We start from the raw sequence: 17,025 nt of genomic DNA, 5'->3' as shown, positions 1-17,025 counted from the left end.
ACGCATGCGTTGTCGAAACACTAAAACCCAGCTGGCAAAGTTCTGTACTTTTCGTTGCATTATTGTGCACATTTGTATTGCAAAATACATCGCTGGGAAAATCAAGATACATATTAATGAAATCCCCATGATAATGTCTATTGAGATGAACGTTGTTCAGTATCCTTTTTTCAAAAAAGTCTTCAATTTCAGAAATATATGAATCGGGAAAGTTTGCATCCGTCATTAAGTTCACCACCGCCGAAATATTATAATAAGTTGTTATTAGATTAATATGTATTATAAAGTAAATATTAAGAAAAGGAAGTGGGGACTATGAGTAATGCGATTTACGATAAACTTGATGAGAAAATCGAAGAATTAAAAACGATTTTGAGAAACTCTTCTGCATACAATTTGTGTGGGGCGGTTGCTGTTGAATTAGGACAAACAACCGGGCCAAATGAAGACATATTTAAAAAAACTCAGCTTAGTTCGCCTTTTAGGCAGTACCTGTATATGTTAGGACTACTTCTGTCGACAGAACCCGAAGAAAGCAATGAACTTGCATCTAAAGAAGAAGAAAACATGGATGGAATTAAAAAGTTACTTAATGAAATTTTAGATTTACATGCGGAATTATTTTTTCCACACGATGATAAACATTTAGATGAAAAGTGGATGGAGGCTAGTCGTGTAAGTATGCCAGTTTTTTTAAACTACTTCAACACGAATCCTTTAGTATACGAAGAACAAATCATCGAGCGAATAAATGAGTGGTTTAGTCCTTTTGATCATTATTTAATCCAGCACTATGGATTATCAATTCAAGACTTGATTGGTGTGTACCATTTTATTCAGTCAAAGTTCCAAAAGAGACTAGATAGAATATTGTCTTTGCGTTCAAAAGTAGCTGAAGAAAGTCAAAAATACTATTCTATTTTAAATAATAATACCGATAGGATAGGAGAAATAAGTAGTTCATATACTCAAGAGTTTATACATGAAGTGCAACAATTGAATCAAATTGAAATTAAAGAAATTCAACATGAATTTGGCATAGAAAAATGTGAATTATTTTTAGATTATTTTTCGTTAGAGAGAAAGGAAAGAGAGTTTAAGTATTATACCTCTAAAAACCCTTTTCAATCTGCACCGATTTGGAGAATGTCAAATGAACGTTTATTTATTCCGTTAACAAAGCAACTACTACATGCAATGCAAATTCAGTTATCAGACTTTTTGGAACAAAGTGAAATTAGTGCACAGTATTACAAGAATCGAGACTCGCAAACTGAGATAAAAACCATGGAGATTTCAAAAAGCTTTTTCGGTAAAAAAGCAGAATACTATACATCGGTTTTTGAAAATGACAAATCTTATAATGAACATGATTTAGTAGTTATCTATGAACGGAATATATTAATTGTTGAAGTGAAAGCTTCAAAAGTCAAGGAGCCTTTTAGAGACCCTACAAAAGCCTACACGCGTTTGAAAAGAGATTTTAAGAGCGATAGGGGTATTCAAAAAGCATTTGAACAAGCTTGGAATCTAAAAAAAATTATTTTAGGTCAAGACTCAACTATTTTGTACGATAATAAGGGGGAAAAAGTCACTAAAATTAACAAAAATCAATTTGATAACATTTATTGTTTAGCAGTCACTGCAGAAGATTTTGGGGTTCTATCCATTAATTTATCGTATTTTCTTGATAAGCCTGAGGGTGAGGAATATGGTTGGGCTTGTAACTTGAATGACTTTCAAACAGCTTTAGAAAGCATAAAGTACTTGAGACATCCTCCTCAAAAATTTCTTGATTATTTAAATGATAGGTCTAAATATCATGAAAATATCTTTGCTTCTGATGAACTTGAGATTTTGGGTTACTTTCTTGAAGAGGGAAGCCTAGGAAGTAGATTAAATGATAAAGATGATTTACTTATTTTTGACCCAAACGCCTCAGAATTATTTGATGAAATTTACTTTGAAAAGAATGGCTACTATCCGAACGCGGTATCAAAAGATTTGTTCTATAAGAAAGCTGCCCCAAAAGATAATAGGGCATTTAAAAGAACGGAAAGTAAAAAGAGAGTTAAAAGAAAGCATAGTAGAGGCAGTCGAAAGAGAAACAGAAGAAAATAGTCATTAACATTTTTTACATTTTTGAATAATATGATATAAATATTTACCAAATAAAATATTAGTTTTATTTCAGGAAGGATTGGTCAAAGAATGCAGATAGCTCCAATTATGACTGACAAAGAAAGAGAAGAATATCTTAAAGGATTGAAAGGATTGTCTCTAAGTTCCCTAAGAGGCAGATCGGTTCAACTTGGGAGAGAGATTAGGGAATTAGAAAGAAAAGTTGACCTTACGGTGGAAGAGCATAAAGAAGCCGTCTTAGAATCAATCCGTAGCCATCTCACCACTCCGACGGTTAGTTCGATCATAGGGGAGTACACTGTATTGGGTGCGAAGAAGAGAAATAGGCTGGTTTTAAAAGTGAGTTTAATTTATGGGGGGTTCCTTGCGGCCTTCATCTTTATTGGCGGCTCGTTTGCAAATGACAGTGCAATGGTCGGGTTCCTTGCTTTGGCAGCGGCTATCACAATGCCTATTGTCCAAATCTATATCGCCGATGTTCTGAAAGCTTCGGAACCTGATAAAACTTCCCACCTCCTACTATTAATCGCAGAGATGACTATTGACAGAAGTAGCAGACCTCTTGTTTCTGCAGATAACCTATTAGTAGACAAATGGCGTACCACTCTTGACGTTATTAATAAGCAGGATGCGGGAGAGTGGGAAGATAAAACAAAAGCTGAAAAAGTTAAAAATGATGCGAAAGTTCTTGCGGCCGAAATAAAAAGGGACAAAGCCATGGAAGAGCTCCACAGAGCTGCAGAAAAATACGAATTGATAAATGAAGAATATAATTTAGCTAAATAGTTGGCGGCAGGAGGGAAATAAAAGAAGAGGAAACTTAATAAGAGAATACCAGTTGGTGCACATCTGACGGATATAGAGTACAACATTCTAGTGATCACTTACTCCAACCACAATTGCTCTATGACATTTGAGGTTTAAGCAGATCTTATGACCGGCGACAGTGTGAACCATGGAGAAAAGAAAAAGCAAGCGTGTGTAGAAAGGATAAATTTATTTAGGTGAGTCAATTTTTATTTCTTCTTTATATAGGGGCCTAATTCAATAAGTTATTTAAGAAGTTATTGAATTTTCTATTTAAGAAATTGGATAACTTCTTATTTAATTGAAGAAATGATTGAAAGTATTAAATAAGAAAATCAATAAATCGTACAGAAAGGTGCAAATATTGTGTTTCCAAGTAAAGAAAGTCTAGAACAATATCTTAAAGAGAAAATGACAAATGAAGACATCGCAAAAATATATGGATTGTCGTTTCAGAAAGTAATTGGTTTAATAAAGAAGTATCAACTTGATCCCAATGAGTTACGACAAACGGATCAATATATCGTTTATCTTCATCGAGAGGATGCAGAAGTCGTTTATGTTGGTAGTGGTGTTTGGTATCGAATGAGAAGATATACGAATCGGCGGAATGTTGATCATCGCAAAATGATGCAGTCGGGTGACTTAAAGTATGAGATTGTGGCAGAGTATTCAGAACGGCGAGATGCGTTAATTCATGAGCAACGATTGATTCATTACTATAAAAATAAGAATCTCGCTCGATTCAATAAGTACATTGCGTAATAGGTTGACGAAACAGCAGCCTTAGAAGTATGTTTGTAGTAGTCGCGTTGAACGAATTATAACGAAAATGCAGAAGCGTTGATATACAACATAAGTAAGAGATTTAAATTTGATTCGGGACTCAAAATCGTGTTCCTCTGGAGTGTCGGTTCGACTCCGACCACCGGTATCCGTAGATCCTAGCTGAGGCTAGGGTCTTTTTTTGTTCTATGTAAAATGTGGAAATTTGAGTCGAAATGAAAAATGTTGATTTTCCAAAGTAAAAGAAAAAGAACCATCACGGAGATGATTCTTCATATGACGTGTACGTCGTTTCTTCCAACGTGTTCAAGTATTCAGGTCCGAAGTTGTTTAAGATAAAGAGTTCTTCTTCATTCTTGGTAGCTAATCCGTTCGAGAATCCTCTACTCGCTTGGAGGAAGTGCAACAAACGATCTTGTTCCTTGTCCGCTTTAGAGAAGTCACCTTGCGACCAGTGATCGAGCATCGTTTTCAATTCCGAGTACATACTGTCACCAATTTTGAATTTAGTTTTTAGGAGCTCCAAATAGTCAGCGGACTGTTGTATATTGTCTGGGGTCATCGGAATCGCTCCCCATTTGGAACGGGCCGATATTTTTTGATGTGTCATCAAGTGCATGTTTTTAATCAATCCAGTTCGGCTCGGTTTCTCTTCATTGAAGGAGACCTCCAATTCAACACGCGTCTTTGCGGTGGAGTTGCCTCTCCGATCTAATGGGTCTTCTTTAGAAACTTCGATTTGTAACTCTTTGACTCGCTTTGCATATTTGTCATCAAGGTCTTTATTTTCGACGCCTTGACTCAAATTTTTATAGAACGTATAGCTGACAAAGAAGACTGGGATAAGCAAGATAAAGACGCTCACCATGATGATCAATCGCTTAGGTGTGATCAAATTTTTTAATTTCTGAAACAATAACATTTCCTCCTATCTCTACATAATTGGAGTCTAACACACTTTATGTATTAATAATTCCATATAAGGAATTTCAATGGAAATTATTGAGACAGAAATAATAATCGATTCAATTACTGGTATGGAATGAACGATTTATTCTATATGATGTGATATAATTACCTGGTAATAATATTTTTATGACAAATTGATTCTTATGGCGATGGATGCCGTCGTCACTATCATAGTGTAGTTGGTTTCATATTTCATTTTTGTTGTCGTCAACGCTGTATGCAATTGAGGAGGAAGTTGTACATGAGTAAAGAAAAAATCGCCCAGCTCCGGAAACACGTCTCGCCGTTTGAAAAGGCCGACGTGAAGAAGAGCATCCGGCAGATGATCAACACGATCCTGCCGTTTCTTGCCGCCTGGATCCTTGCCTATCAGGCGCTCCAAATTTCGGTCTTCTTGACCATCCCGCTCGCCATCGTGGCAGCAGGCTTCGTCGTCCGGATGTTCATCATTTTCCACGACTGCACGCACGGTTCGTTTTTTAAAAATAAGAAAGCGAACGCCATCGTCGGGACGATCATGGGTATCTTGACGTTATTCCCGTATGAGAAGTGGAAACGAGAGCATTCGATTCACCATGCCTCGAGTGGGAATTTAGATAAGCGGGGAGTTGGTGACATTTGGGTCATGACAATCGAAGAGTACGTCGAAGCTTCGAAGTGGACTCGTCTCCAATATCGTCTCTATCGTAACCCGCTCGTCATGTTCGGCCTTGGACCTTTGTTCCTGATCCTTATCACGAGCCGCTTCAACCGGAAAGACGCACGTAAGAAAGAGCGCAATAACACGTATCTCATCAACTTGTCTCTCGTCGTGCTCTACGCACTCGTCATCGCGCTCGTCGGATGGAAAGCATTCTTGATCGTTCAAGGAACGACGATGTTCACGGCAGGTGTCCTCGGGATTTGGTTGTTCTATGTCCAACATACGTTCGAAGACTCGTATTTCGAGGACGAGAGCGAATGGGATTATGTGAAAGCAGCAATTGAAGGGAGCTCGTATTACGAGTTGCCTAAAGTGTTGCAGTGGGTGACGGGAAACATTGGTTTCCATCACGTGCATCATTTGAGCCCACGCGTACCGAACTATAACCTTGAACAAGCCCATACGGCGACACCGCCGCTCCAGAAAGCGACGACGATTGGTCTGTTCTCTAGTTTGAAATCGCTGCGCTATAAACTATATGATGCTAAAAACAAGACGTTCGTCACGTTCCGAGATATTAAACATTTGCTTCGGGAACCAAAAACATCGTCATTGTAATAGAACTTCCTGCCGACAGAGTCGGCAGGATATTTTTATACCGCGACGTCTATTTTATAGTGAGATATGGTTTGAAGAAGAGAGATAAGGGAATTATATGTATTCATACACCATAAGTATAGATTTCATAAGCTATCAAATAAAATTCTTCAAAAGTATTGACTTCCGAAAGGTATAGATGTATATTGATTGTAGTCGCTTTTACAGCCGACTCATATGAACCATGCGGGTGTAGTTTAATGGTAAAACCTCAGCCTTCCAAGCTGATGACGAGAGTTCGATTCTCTTCACCCGCTTCATCATCTCTCTGCCGACTGGCGGGGAGATTTTTTGTATGCGAAAATAGGCATGAAAGAGGTGATTCGATGAATGGGATGACCCCGGAAACACTTAAGCAGAAGATTGTGGCGTACGCAACGACAATTGGGATTGACGAGTTGAAAGTGACGACGGCCGACCCGTTCATCGTCATGAAGCAACGTCTCGTGAAGCAGCAAGAAAAGGGATTCGCTTCGGGGTTCGAGGAGCCTGACTTGGACAAACGGACGACACCGACGCTGCTACTTGAAGAAGCGCAGTCGATTATTGCAATCGCTATCCTGTATCCGAGCAAATTGAAGGACGCGCCGCGAAGTGTGGCCGATGAGCGCCGCGGTTTGTTCGCCCGGGCATCGTGGGGGCTCGACTACCATCGCGCAGTCGGCTCGAGACTCGAACAGTTGCAGGCGTATATTGAACAGCTCGTCCCGGGCGTCCGGACACGCTCGATGGTCGATACGGGAGAGCTTGTCGATCGGGCGGTGGCCGAACGGGCCGGAATCGGCTTCAGCGGCAAGAACTGTTCCATCATTTCGCCCGAGAAGGGGTCGTACCTCTACCTAGGCGAGATGATCCTGGACACATACTTACCACCGGACGAGATGATTGAGGACGGGTGCGGAGAATGCACGAAATGCATGACGGCATGTCCGACGACGGCGCTCATCGAACCGGGTGTGCTCGACGCAAAACGTTGCATCGCCTATTTGACGCAAATGAAGACACTCATGCCACGTGAGTTCCGCTCGAAGCTCGGCGGACGGCTATACGGCTGTGACACGTGTCAACAAGTCTGTCCGTATAATCGGAAGAAGGACTGGCGTCATCATGAGGAATTGCTTCCGGAAGCGGAAATCGTCAAACCGTTGCTCGTCCCGCTCTTGAATATGAGCAATCGCGAGTTCAAAGCAAAGTTCGGTCATCTGTCTGGCGCATGGCGCGGGAAAAAACCGATTCAGCGAAATGCAATTCTAGCGTTGGCCCATTATCGGGAACCGTCAGCCGTGCCGGTGCTCGAAGACTTCATCCAACAGGATGAGCGCGAAGACATGCGGGCGACAGCCGTCTGGGCGATCGGGGCGATTCTCGGAGCCGAAGCCGAGACGATTTATCAACAGATTGAGTCGACGGAGACGTCGGAGCTCGTACATGAAGAGATTCGATTATTCCGAGAGGAGTGGAGTCATGAAGACCGTGTCATCTAAATGGGGAACGTTAGCCTATGAATTGAACGCCGATGGAAAGCTATGTGCGTTAGACTTTGCGGAGACGGAAGCGGATGATGGTTCGGCACCAGCTTGGCTGACCGAACTGATTGAACGTGTCGAACAATACGGGCTTCAATCGTCTGACCGCGAGTGGATTGAGATGCATGGGACCGTCTTTCAGCAAGAAGTATGGGATGCGCTCTTAACGATCCCGTTCGGAGAGACGCGGACGTACAAACAAATCGCCGAACAGATCGGACGACCAAAAGCGGTTCGTGCGGTCGGTCAGGCACTGAACCGGAATCCGTTGCCTGTCATTTTCCCGTGCCACCGGGTCGTCGGTAGCGGGGGGCAATTGACCGGTTTCGCAGGCGGTATTCATCAAAAACAACGATTACTTGATCTCGAACAAGTGAAGTGAGGAGTAGATTATGGCAATCCATGTAGTAATGTTCCAACCAGAAATCCCGGCGAATACAGGTAACGTCTCGCGCACATGTGCCGCGACGAATTCGGTGCTTCATTTGATTCGTCCTTTAGGTTTTTCGACAGACGATAAAATGCTCAAACGCGCCGGGCTCGATTATTGGCAGTTCGTAGACGTACGGTATCACGATTCGCTTGACGAACTGTGGGCCAAGCACCCGGACGGAAAGTTCTTCTACATTACCAAGTACGGGGAACAGTACCCGAGTGACCTCGACGTGTCTGCGGTCGACAAAGACTATTTCTTCGTCTTCGGACGCGAAACGAAAGGGTTGCCGATGGAAGTCATCGAGAATAACCTTGACCGTTGCATCCGCTTGCCGCAATCGAACCTCGTGCGATCGCTCAACGTCTCGAACACGGCGGCGATTATCGTCTATGAGGCGCTCCGCCAACAAGGATATGCTGGGTTGAAATAAAAAAAGAGCCGGATTCGTGAGAATCTCGGCTCTTATTGATTACCTTCAGGTTTTCTGTTGTATCCAGCTGTAAAGATAGCTGCGAGGAAGACGACGCTGATTCCGACCATTAGTAACAAACCCATCTGAAAATCCCCCTTTTGTTCTCCGTGACTACAAATATTATAATATACTTGATAATAGATTTGCACTGAATATGAGAAATTCTTGTGAAATTGGAGCCGATATGAAAACAAACGTGTACTTGTTAAGCTATGCCCCGTTGATTGGGATTATTCTGTTCTCGATGTCGCTTGCGATCGCCACGAGCGAGTATGTGATTCAATGGCTGACCCGTGTCGGTGTCTACAGCGAGATTATCGCGCTGTTGTCCGTCCAAGAGTCAAAAGTGCTCGTGCTCGTCGTGTTCTTTACCATTTACTTCATGCTGTTCAGCGCCTTCAAGCTCGTGGCCGACACGTTCAATCAACTCGGATTCGCCTTCTTCGCGCGTGAGACGAACGGCAGCTCGCTCCATCGTCTCAAGCCAGGGGCGACGATTTTCTTGGTCGGATCGGGAATCAGCTTCTTGTTCCTGAACTCGCTCCTTGCCGTCATCGCGGTATTGCTCGGCACATTCGTCCTCTATTTGTTCTATTACATATGGCAAGTCAGTCAGTTGATGTCGACGTTTCGGGCGATCGGTCTGCTCTTGATTCAAGCGATGATGTGGGCCATCTTGTTGAGCGGCCTCGCTTGGGCGATGCTCCGCTTGTTTAACTCGGTCGGGGATATCATCCTATGACGGTGAACATGACGATTCCCCTCATGCCGACCGAAGAAGTCGTCCGGGCATGGATGAGGTCGATGGTGCCACCGATGGACTTGTTCATGGCGGATGAGAGCCTGGTTGCGCTACTTGGCACAGATGCGAACGTCTTGATTGTCCCGCGAGCGGAATTCGACGTCCATCCGTCTTATCGGGATATTCGACTCGCCAACGCCTATACATATTGGACCATCGACCGCGAGGCCGCCTTTGTCTTGCATGCGCCACCTGGTTGGATTACGACATTACCGCCAGCAGTGAGGAGCGAGTTGCTTACCTATCAAGTCACGGTCGGACGGGGGCTCGTTTTCCCGGCGGCTGACATGGAGATCGATTCGTTGGCGACTTCGATTGTGACGGTAAACGGTGTGCCGTATCTCATCTTACATCAGTCAGCCTTTCAGGTGATGCCAGACGAGATGCGTCGTCAACTGACGTTTGAGTACGCCAAAGCCTGGGACGAGTGGACGGCGAGTTCTATTCCCGATACTTGCCCTGACCATGTGCGACGTTTTGCCAACACTTTCCCGGTCACGTCAGGCAGCAATTGCCTCGCGGCCACGCTGTTCGCGGTGACCGGTGCCGAATGGATGGCCACGCAATGGCTCCATCCTGGCACGTTCCTCCAGACACTCGGTCAGGCCGGTTACATGAGAACCGATTCGGGACTGACCGAACGAGGGGACGTGCTCACGTTCGTCGATGAGGCCGGGCGGGTCCAACACGCGACGTACTGCATCGGCGCCGGGCTCTTCTTCAACAAGAACGGGCAGACGCTGTTCAATCCGTGGAAACTGATTCAACAACATGAACTGCTCGAGGCATGGGGGGACTACACGTGTCAGACGTATCGACGACCATAAAAAGCCAGGGACAACGATGTCCCTGACCTTATTGCTATAAAACATTTGTCAACATAAGAATGAACTTCACCCCACTAGTTCTTTCGCGCCTATATCACAAAACTCTTGCTAACGATTGTCCGTAAATTTGGGTCATGTATTTGGTCGGTCATGAATCCTTTAACACGAGGAATGTTTATCTTCAGTCTATTTAAGATATCAAACATAAATAGAGCTGACTTAACATTCAAATAATTTTAAAAATCTTTGAGCAAATAATAAATATACTATCAAATTGTTTTCAACAAATTTAAATTTTGAATAGCGTGTCTAGTCATAGAACTAAATTCTTCTGATTGCTCTGCTAACTCTAATAAGTCATTTAAAAATTCATGCTTTAAATCGGGGTCTTCAGATACATTAATCAAATCCAAAAATGGTTGTATAGTTTGTTTCAAATATCTTGTTCTATCTTCCATAAGTTCTACCCTATTCAATTTGATTGTTTTCATAGTCAGAGTTCCTCTTTGAGAGACTCCAAAGAGCGTAGGCCCCAGAAATGTTAAATGCTTATCTATATCATCTAAGTAAGGGTCAAGTAGCCTCGTCTCTCTGTCATAATGATTAGATTTAGCATTATTACATTTTTGACAGGCTAAAGTAAGATTAGACCACTTAAACCACCCGTATGAATCTGTTACCTTTGGAATGATATGTTCAATATCTCCAAAGGAGGTAGAGAGTATTTTCTTTTCGCAGTATGCACATTTTCCAAATGTTTCTTTAATTAAAAAATCTTTTATTTTCGAGTGTGTATATCGACTTTTTACGTAATCAGGAACTTTATCGTCAGACTCCTGTCGTTTTATTAGTTCGTCTGTCCATACTTGATACTTTTGTGTTAGAATTTCGGGTTCTGGAAGTTTTTCAAGTTTAATCATGAGCTTTTTCCGCCAAAATTTTCAATAGTTCAGGCAAGTAATTTGATAGGCCTTTTTCATTCAAAATCATTTTCATCTTTTTATATTCATCTGTGGTAAGCGTATCTGAATCGCTGTCTTCTACCTTACTAATTGTATCTCTTATTTCTTCTTCTAACCAAATAGGCATTGTAACTGACACACCTAATACTTCTTTTAGAATATCAAATGCATCAGTTGCATTGTTACTAAAATCTAGTTGATGACTGTCTACTTTTCCATTTTCGTTGTACTTCAGCGCATATACCTTGCCTCTATTTATTGAATTAATAATGAAGGGACTATGTGTACTCACAATAAATTGTGCATTTGGAAAAGATTTTAACAACTTAGGTAAAATTTCTCGTTGCATCGAAGGATGGAGGTGGTTCTCTAATTCATCTATAACAACTACATAATCACTGTTCTCATAATCGACCATAAAGACTTGCCATGCGATATCAATTAACGCGCCTATCCCACCTGACGCTGCATCGATTAGAAAATCACCTATTTGTGTCACCATTACTACTTCTCCTGAGACTATTGAAATGCTATTAAACTTTAAGTGCTCAGGAAGTATATTTTTTAATATTTCATTAAATTTATCAATCATTTTTTTAAATTCAGAATTTCCTTCAACATACGTGTTGTCTTCACCAAATATAGCTAATGAAACAATTGATTTCTTCATTGTTAATATTGGTGAATCATCATTAGGGTGGTTAAGTGTTCGGTTTCTTACAGATTCAAAGTAATCTTTTAACAATTGACTAGTATCTGGAGGATGTACAGGAATAGAATCAATTTTTTCATAGTTGTAAGGATGTCTGTGAGAAGGAATACTAAGACCTTCAATAGGTTGGTAAGGCTCTGATAAATATGAAATAAAAGCTGGGATAAAATCCTGATGATTTTCAGGATTTTCTTTTGCCGTTATAAAATCCCAAGACTCATATTTTGTTCTAAAATAATATGAACTGTCGTTTACAATCTCTGGAACGTAATAGGTGTATGTTCCTTTATCTGTAGACATACTTCCAACCTGTAAATAGTCTTCATCAATGTAATGATAAGGATCATGAATATCCTCGTATTCATTTCTTAAAAATCCTGCTTCAACCAATTTATCTTTAATTTCAGAAGATAAATCGATGGTTTTGTTTTTCAATTGTTTTTTGATTGTTTCTTCAGATATACCTGCATAGAAAATTGAAGGTGATTTATCTTTGCTTCCTTTTTTTATGGGATTAGATATTTCTAGATAACTCCAACCCATATCATTTGCCAACATTCTGAACAAGGTACTTTTTCCTGCCCCATTTGCTCCTGTCAAAATAGTGATGTCTTCATCAAATTGAAGCTCAATTTTATTAAATTGATTCCAATGTTCAATTTCCAATCTATTAAGCATATCAACACCCCTTTATGAATTAGAAAGCTTTTCCCCGAAGGAATTAATCAAATATAATTTTACAATATATGAGGAGAAATACCATTATATATTTCCTTTTGTATACAATAACACTTCTCAATTTACACAAACGACGGGATTCGAGACGTACTTTCGTTTTTCTTCGCGCATCATGGTGCTGTATGTTAATAATTCATTATTTGGGCAGATGTAGACATTATGGTATTCTTCACAGACAAAATCTTGGGTCTTGAAGGCGACCTTCTTTCTTTCAAAAAAGCAATCTGTGCAGGTTGAGCAAATGAAAAAAGACTGCGGACGATGTTTTTGTCTACAGTCTAAGGCCGAGTATAATGATGTCCCTGGCTTTTAGCGATGCGCCTCCGTCCAAACGATAGCAGGATAGGCTCGGTTGGCGAGCTCCGGGAACGGCCGCGGCGTGTCGGCGCCGAGCCAGATGGCCGTGATCGTCTCATCGGTTAAGCCGACGTACCACATGTCTTTATGCGAGTTCGTCGTGCCGGTCTTTCCACCGATATAAGGCGCTTTGATTTGGTTGGCGTAACGTCCTGTCCCGTATATGGTGACAGCGGACAACGCCTCCCGCATCGTCGTGACGGTCGCTTTCGACCAGACGGCTTGCTTCGTCATGCTTGGCGTGATTGTAACTGCGCCCGACTCGAAGCGAATCTGTTTAATCGTCTGGCCGGACACGTACACGCCTTGGTTGAGAAACGGGGTATAGGCGGCGGCGAGCTCTTTGGGCGACACGCCTTGGGTCAACCCGCCGAGTGCGCTGGCGAGACTGTTATCGGTCTTAGCGTCCCACTGGCTGAACATCATGTCCGCCGTCGTATACGCTACTTCTTGATCGATTGCGGTGAAGGCGGCGAGCGCCGGCGTGTTGTAGGAATATGCGACCGTATCACGGAACGATACATCACCGAGGACACGATTTCCGCTATTCGTCGGACAATACGTCCCGTAACATACCGGCCGACCGTCGAGGATGGTATCGAGTTTCGCTCCGGTCTCTTCTATATAGGGCGCAAACACGAGGACAGGCTTGATGGCCGACCCAGGTTGGCGGAACGCTTGCGTGGCCCGATTGAATTCACCCGATTGGGTCATCTCTGAATCGACGAGGGCGATGATGCGTCCGTTCGGCGTCAGCTCGGCATAGCCGCCGTTCAAACCGTTCGGCAATTTCGTCATGACTTGTTTCGCCTGTTGTTGCCGGGCGACGGACAGATGCGTCTCGATTGTCGCTTGATTGGTCGCCAAGTAGTCTCTGGCGGCCTCTTCATCGAGGTCGTAACGCGAGCGGACGAGTCGGATTGCCTCTTTCATGACCGTATCCATATAATCGGGATATCGGACGACGTGTTGACGATACGTCGCCGTCAGCTTCACCCCGTGATGCGTCTCATACGCTTGTCTCGATATGACGCCGGCATCGCGGAGCTGGGTGAGGATTCGATCTTTACGCTCATAAAACGATTCCGATGGATCGAGCGGATCATATAAAGATGGATTGTTCGGAACGGTTAACAGGAAAGCGATTTGATTCCAGTTCAAATCTTCGAGCGGACGAGCGAAATACGTCTCGGCCGCCGCTTGAATCCCGTAAACGTTATGTCCGAAGAAGATGACGTTGCTGTAGGCCGTCATAATTTCTTTTTTACTATATTGTTTTTCAAGTGCCCGGGCGAGCAATAATTCCTTCACTTTGCGCTCGTAAGTCCGCTCGTGCGTCAAATAGACGTTCCGGGCGAGCTGTTGGGTGATTGTGCTCCCGCCCTGGCGCGAGGATTCATTGGCGTTATTGATGAAAGCCCGAGCGATACCGCCGAGGTCATATCCCGGATGGGCGTTAAACTTGCGGTCTTCGATGGTCATGATGGCTTCACGGAGGTGGGCCGGAAAGCGCGCGACAGAGACGTCATCGCGACGACCGTTCAAATAGAGCCGTTCCGTCCCGCCTTTGTACGTCAACGTGACGGCATGTTTCGACGCGAGCGGGGTCGCGTTGACCGTCTTTTCACCCCACGTCATAATCTGTTTCGCTTGCTCAATCTCTTCTTTTAACGCTCCGCTGATCGTCCCGCCGACGGCTAACAGTCCAGCAAAAAATAGTGTCCCAATCCACGCTCGCATCGTCTCACCTCTCTCTTCATACATTATATCGTCAATCTTTCAAAAAAATTCAAAATGTAAACGTTATCATATAATAATTTGGGCAGGAATACATTAGGAAATAGAGAAAGAGGGTAATAGATGATTATATTATGAATTTAGGAGGCTGTACTATGAAGCAAGAAATGGTTGCGATGCTCCTCGCAGGAGGAGAAGGGAAACGACTCGGGCCTCTCACACGGAAGACAGCAAAGCCTGCTGTCAACTTTGGGGGGAAATACCGGATCATTGATTTTCCATTATCGAACTGTACCAATTCGGGAATCACGACGGTGGGCGTGTTAACACAATATGAGCCGCTAGAATTGAACCGTTACCTAGGCATCGGGTCAGCCTGGGACTTGGACCGCCGCAACGGAGGCTTGGCCATCTTACCGCCATACCAAGCACAGTCGGGAAAAAACTGGTACGAGGGTACGGCCAATGCGATTTATCGGAACTTGAGCTATATCGACGACTACAATCCGGAGTACGTGCTGATCCTATCGGGGGATCACATTTACAAGATGGACTATGAGAAGATGCTCGATTTTCATAAAGAGAAGCAAGCCGACGTCACGATTTCGGTCATGGAAGTTCCATGGGACGAGGCGCCGCGCTTCGGGATTTTGAATACGAGCGATGATCTTCGCATCAATGAGTTCGACGAGAAGCCAGAGAAGCCGAAGAGCAACTTGGCCTCGATGGGGATTTATATCTTCAACTGGAAAGTACTTCGGGAGCATTTGATTCAAGACGCAGAAGATGAGACATCAAGTTTCGACTTTGGTAAAAACATCATTCCGAACACACTCCTTGACGGCTTAAACGTGTTCGCTTATAAATTCAAAGGCTACTGGAAAGACGTTGGAACAATCCAATCGCTTTGGGAAGCCAACATGGACTTGCTCGAAGAAGATCCACCGTTCGACCTTTACGATCCGAACTGGAAAATCTATTCGGTCAACCCGAACCAAACACCGCAATTCATCGGGAAAGATGCGTGTGTCGAACAGTCGGTCATTAACGAAGGCTGCCAAATCGAGGGCGAGGTCCAACATTCGGTCTTGTTCTACGATGTACGTGTCGGTGAAGGCTCGCTCGTCAAAGACTCGGTCATCATGCCGGGAGCACGGATTGGAAAAGATGTAACGATTCATCGAGCAATCGTCGCGAGCTGTGCCGTCATTCAAGACGGGGCGACAGTTGGCGAGCCGGGTGGTGAGATCGTTGTCATTGAACCACATGAAAATATCGAGAGCGGCACAGTCTTCAAACAACGTGTTTGATTTAAAAAAAGACCGACGCAAGGAGGCGTTACTGTTGACGAATGATTTGTTAGGGGTCATCAACTTAGGAACTGAAGAGGGCTTATTTCCTGAATTCACGGGGCACCGCAATTTAGCGGCTGTCCCGTTCTCAGGGCGTTATCGCCTAATTGACTTTACATTAACGAACATGATCACCCAAGGTATCAACCAAGTTGGTATTTTCACACTTGATAAATACCGTTCACTCATGGACCACTTGGGATCAGGGAAAGAATGGGATTTAGACCGCTCACAAGGTGGCCTGCACATCTTCCCGCCGGCACTCAAGCCTGACGGAGAAGCATACCTCGGCGATTTGGCCAACTTCTCGATGCACCGCGAACATTTCGTGCGCAGCAAGCAACCGTATGTGGTCATCACAGGTTCGAACGTGTTGACGACAATCGATTTCCAAGACATGCTCGAGCATCACAAATCGATGGGGGCGGATATCACGCTTGCCTATACGGGCCATGAACAGAAATGTGGCTATTGCCGTCCAATCCGCCTCGGCGAGAATGACCGTGTCGTCGGCATCGGTGAGCGCGGATACAGCCCGAGCGATGAGTATACGTATACGGAGACGATTGTCATGTCGAAAAACCTGTTCCTTCGTCTCGTCGATGAAGCGACATCAAAAGGAGAGTACGACTTGCTCGACGGTGTCATCCGTCCGCAGCTGCACCGCCTTCACGTTCACGGGTATCACTATACTGGCAAAATGCAGGTGATTCACTCTGTACTTTCATACTATAATGAGAGTATGCGCTTACTTCGTCATGAGGGAATCATTTACGACTTCCCGCACATCTATACGAAGATTAAACATGAGCCGCCGACGCGCTATTTGAACGGGTCGAAAGTGAATGAGGCGCTCGTCGCGAACGGGTGTAAAATCAGCGGCGAAGTCCAAAACAGTATTCTCTTCCGCGGTGTCGTCGTCAGCGAATACGCCCGCGTCAAAAATTCAATCATTCTATCCAAATCGATCATCGAAGAAGGTGCTGTCGTCGAGAACGCCATTTTAGATAAAGAAGTGGTCGTCAAACGAGGACAAGTCATTCGTGGTACGGTCGATGAGCCGATCGTAATCGGAAAACGGACAACGGTGTAAGGGGGAT

At 43.8% G+C, this 17,025-nt stretch carries 16 protein-coding genes and 1 tRNA gene; 12 read left to right on the top strand and 5 right to left on the bottom strand.

Annotated elements, in window-relative coordinates; translation table 11 throughout:
* A partial coding sequence (locus KNP72_RS06765) for a hypothetical protein (protein WP_214832596.1) occupies nucleotides 1-226 on the bottom strand: 226 nt, incomplete at its 3' end.
* An 89-nt stretch (nucleotides 227-315) separates the two neighbouring features.
* On the opposite strand from KNP72_RS06765, the gene KNP72_RS06760 reads away from it, so the two are divergent.
* The 3 genes from KNP72_RS06760 to KNP72_RS06750 all read left to right on the top strand — a co-directional run bounded on the left by KNP72_RS06760 (nucleotide 316) and on the right by KNP72_RS06750 (nucleotide 3,714).
* Nucleotides 316-2,121: a hypothetical protein gene (locus KNP72_RS06760; RefSeq protein WP_214832594.1), complete on the top strand. Its 1,806-nt coding sequence runs from the start codon at nucleotides 316-318 to the stop codon at nucleotides 2,119-2,121.
* 108 nt (nucleotides 2,122-2,229) lie between these two features.
* Nucleotides 2,230-2,928 (top strand): hypothetical protein, encoded by a 699-nt coding sequence (locus KNP72_RS06755; protein WP_214832592.1) that lies wholly within the window; start codon nucleotides 2,230-2,232, stop codon nucleotides 2,926-2,928.
* 387 nt (nucleotides 2,929-3,315) lie between these two features.
* On the top strand, nucleotides 3,316-3,714 hold the full coding sequence (locus KNP72_RS06750; protein WP_214832590.1) for a hypothetical protein: 399 nt from the start codon (nucleotides 3,316-3,318) through the stop codon (nucleotides 3,712-3,714).
* A gap of 277 nt (nucleotides 3,715-3,991) precedes the next feature.
* Here KNP72_RS06750 and KNP72_RS06745 read toward each other — a convergent pair whose 3' ends face one another.
* Nucleotides 3,992-4,651, bottom strand: coding sequence for a DUF6241 domain-containing protein (locus tag KNP72_RS06745; protein ID WP_214832589.1), 660 nt, complete (start codon nucleotides 4,649-4,651; stop codon nucleotides 3,992-3,994).
* 294 nt (nucleotides 4,652-4,945) lie between these two features.
* Between KNP72_RS06745 and desA the strand changes: the two genes are divergently transcribed.
* From desA to KNP72_RS06710, 7 genes are all read left to right on the top strand, one after another.
* Complete coding sequence (desA, locus tag KNP72_RS06740) at nucleotides 4,946-5,965, top strand: Delta(5) desaturase DesA (RefSeq protein WP_214832587.1); 1,020 nt, start codon at nucleotides 4,946-4,948, stop codon at nucleotides 5,963-5,965.
* Between the two features lie 225 nt (nucleotides 5,966-6,190).
* Nucleotides 6,191-6,261 (top strand) — tRNA-Gly (locus tag KNP72_RS06735).
* 78 nt (nucleotides 6,262-6,339) lie between these two features.
* Nucleotides 6,340-7,488, top strand: coding sequence for a tRNA epoxyqueuosine(34) reductase QueG (gene queG / locus KNP72_RS06730; RefSeq protein ID WP_214832619.1), 1,149 nt, complete (start codon nucleotides 6,340-6,342; stop codon nucleotides 7,486-7,488).
* Entirely contained in the window at nucleotides 7,469-7,912 is a 444-nt protein-coding gene (locus KNP72_RS06725; protein ID WP_214720468.1) for a methylated-DNA--[protein]-cysteine S-methyltransferase, read from the top strand. The genes queG and KNP72_RS06725 overlap by 20 nt, the downstream gene beginning before the upstream one ends.
* Before the next feature lie 10 nt (nucleotides 7,913-7,922).
* Nucleotides 7,923-8,396, top strand: coding sequence for a tRNA (uridine(34)/cytosine(34)/5-carboxymethylaminomethyluridine(34)-2'-O)-methyltransferase TrmL (gene trmL, locus KNP72_RS06720; RefSeq protein WP_214832585.1), 474 nt, complete (start codon nucleotides 7,923-7,925; stop codon nucleotides 8,394-8,396).
* Nucleotides 8,397-8,622: 226 nt separating this feature from the next.
* Nucleotides 8,623-9,180: a DUF5366 family protein gene (locus tag KNP72_RS06715; RefSeq protein WP_021066738.1), complete on the top strand. Its 558-nt coding sequence runs from the start codon at nucleotides 8,623-8,625 to the stop codon at nucleotides 9,178-9,180.
* Nucleotides 9,177-10,067, top strand: a complete 891-nt coding sequence (locus KNP72_RS06710) for a hypothetical protein (RefSeq protein WP_214832583.1) — start codon at nucleotides 9,177-9,179, stop codon at nucleotides 10,065-10,067. Before KNP72_RS06715 ends, KNP72_RS06710 begins: the two co-directional genes overlap by 4 nt.
* A gap of 269 nt (nucleotides 10,068-10,336) precedes the next feature.
* Here the strand turns inward: KNP72_RS06710 and KNP72_RS06705 are convergent, their stop codons facing one another.
* The 3 genes from KNP72_RS06705 to KNP72_RS06695 form a co-directional block, all read right to left on the bottom strand.
* Nucleotides 10,337-10,987 (bottom strand): HNH endonuclease, encoded by a 651-nt coding sequence (locus KNP72_RS06705; RefSeq protein WP_214832580.1) that lies wholly within the window; start codon nucleotides 10,985-10,987, stop codon nucleotides 10,337-10,339.
* Nucleotides 10,980-12,419 (bottom strand): AAA family ATPase, encoded by a 1,440-nt coding sequence (locus KNP72_RS06700; protein WP_214832578.1) that lies wholly within the window; start codon nucleotides 12,417-12,419, stop codon nucleotides 10,980-10,982. The genes KNP72_RS06705 and KNP72_RS06700 overlap by 8 nt, the downstream gene beginning before the upstream one ends.
* A gap of 369 nt (nucleotides 12,420-12,788) precedes the next feature.
* Complete coding sequence (locus tag KNP72_RS06695) at nucleotides 12,789-14,576, bottom strand: transglycosylase domain-containing protein (RefSeq protein ID WP_251128904.1); 1,788 nt, start codon at nucleotides 14,574-14,576, stop codon at nucleotides 12,789-12,791.
* Between the two features lie 152 nt (nucleotides 14,577-14,728).
* On the opposite strand from KNP72_RS06695, the gene KNP72_RS06690 reads away from it, so the two are divergent.
* Nucleotides 14,729-15,883, top strand: a complete 1,155-nt coding sequence (locus KNP72_RS06690) for a glucose-1-phosphate adenylyltransferase (protein ID WP_214720471.1) — start codon at nucleotides 14,729-14,731, stop codon at nucleotides 15,881-15,883.
* Nucleotides 15,840-17,018, top strand: a complete 1,179-nt coding sequence (gene glgD / locus KNP72_RS06685) for a glucose-1-phosphate adenylyltransferase subunit GlgD (RefSeq protein WP_251128903.1) — start codon at nucleotides 15,840-15,842, stop codon at nucleotides 17,016-17,018. The genes KNP72_RS06690 and glgD overlap by 44 nt, the downstream gene beginning before the upstream one ends.
* Nucleotides 17,019-17,025: the final 7 nt, after the last annotated feature.

The organism is Exiguobacterium sp. s152 (genome assembly GCF_018618335.1).
GTDB classification, from domain to species: Bacteria; Bacillota; Bacilli; order Exiguobacteriales; family Exiguobacteriaceae; genus Exiguobacterium; species Exiguobacterium chiriqhucha.
This window is presented reverse-complemented; position numbering and strand designations above follow the sequence as displayed.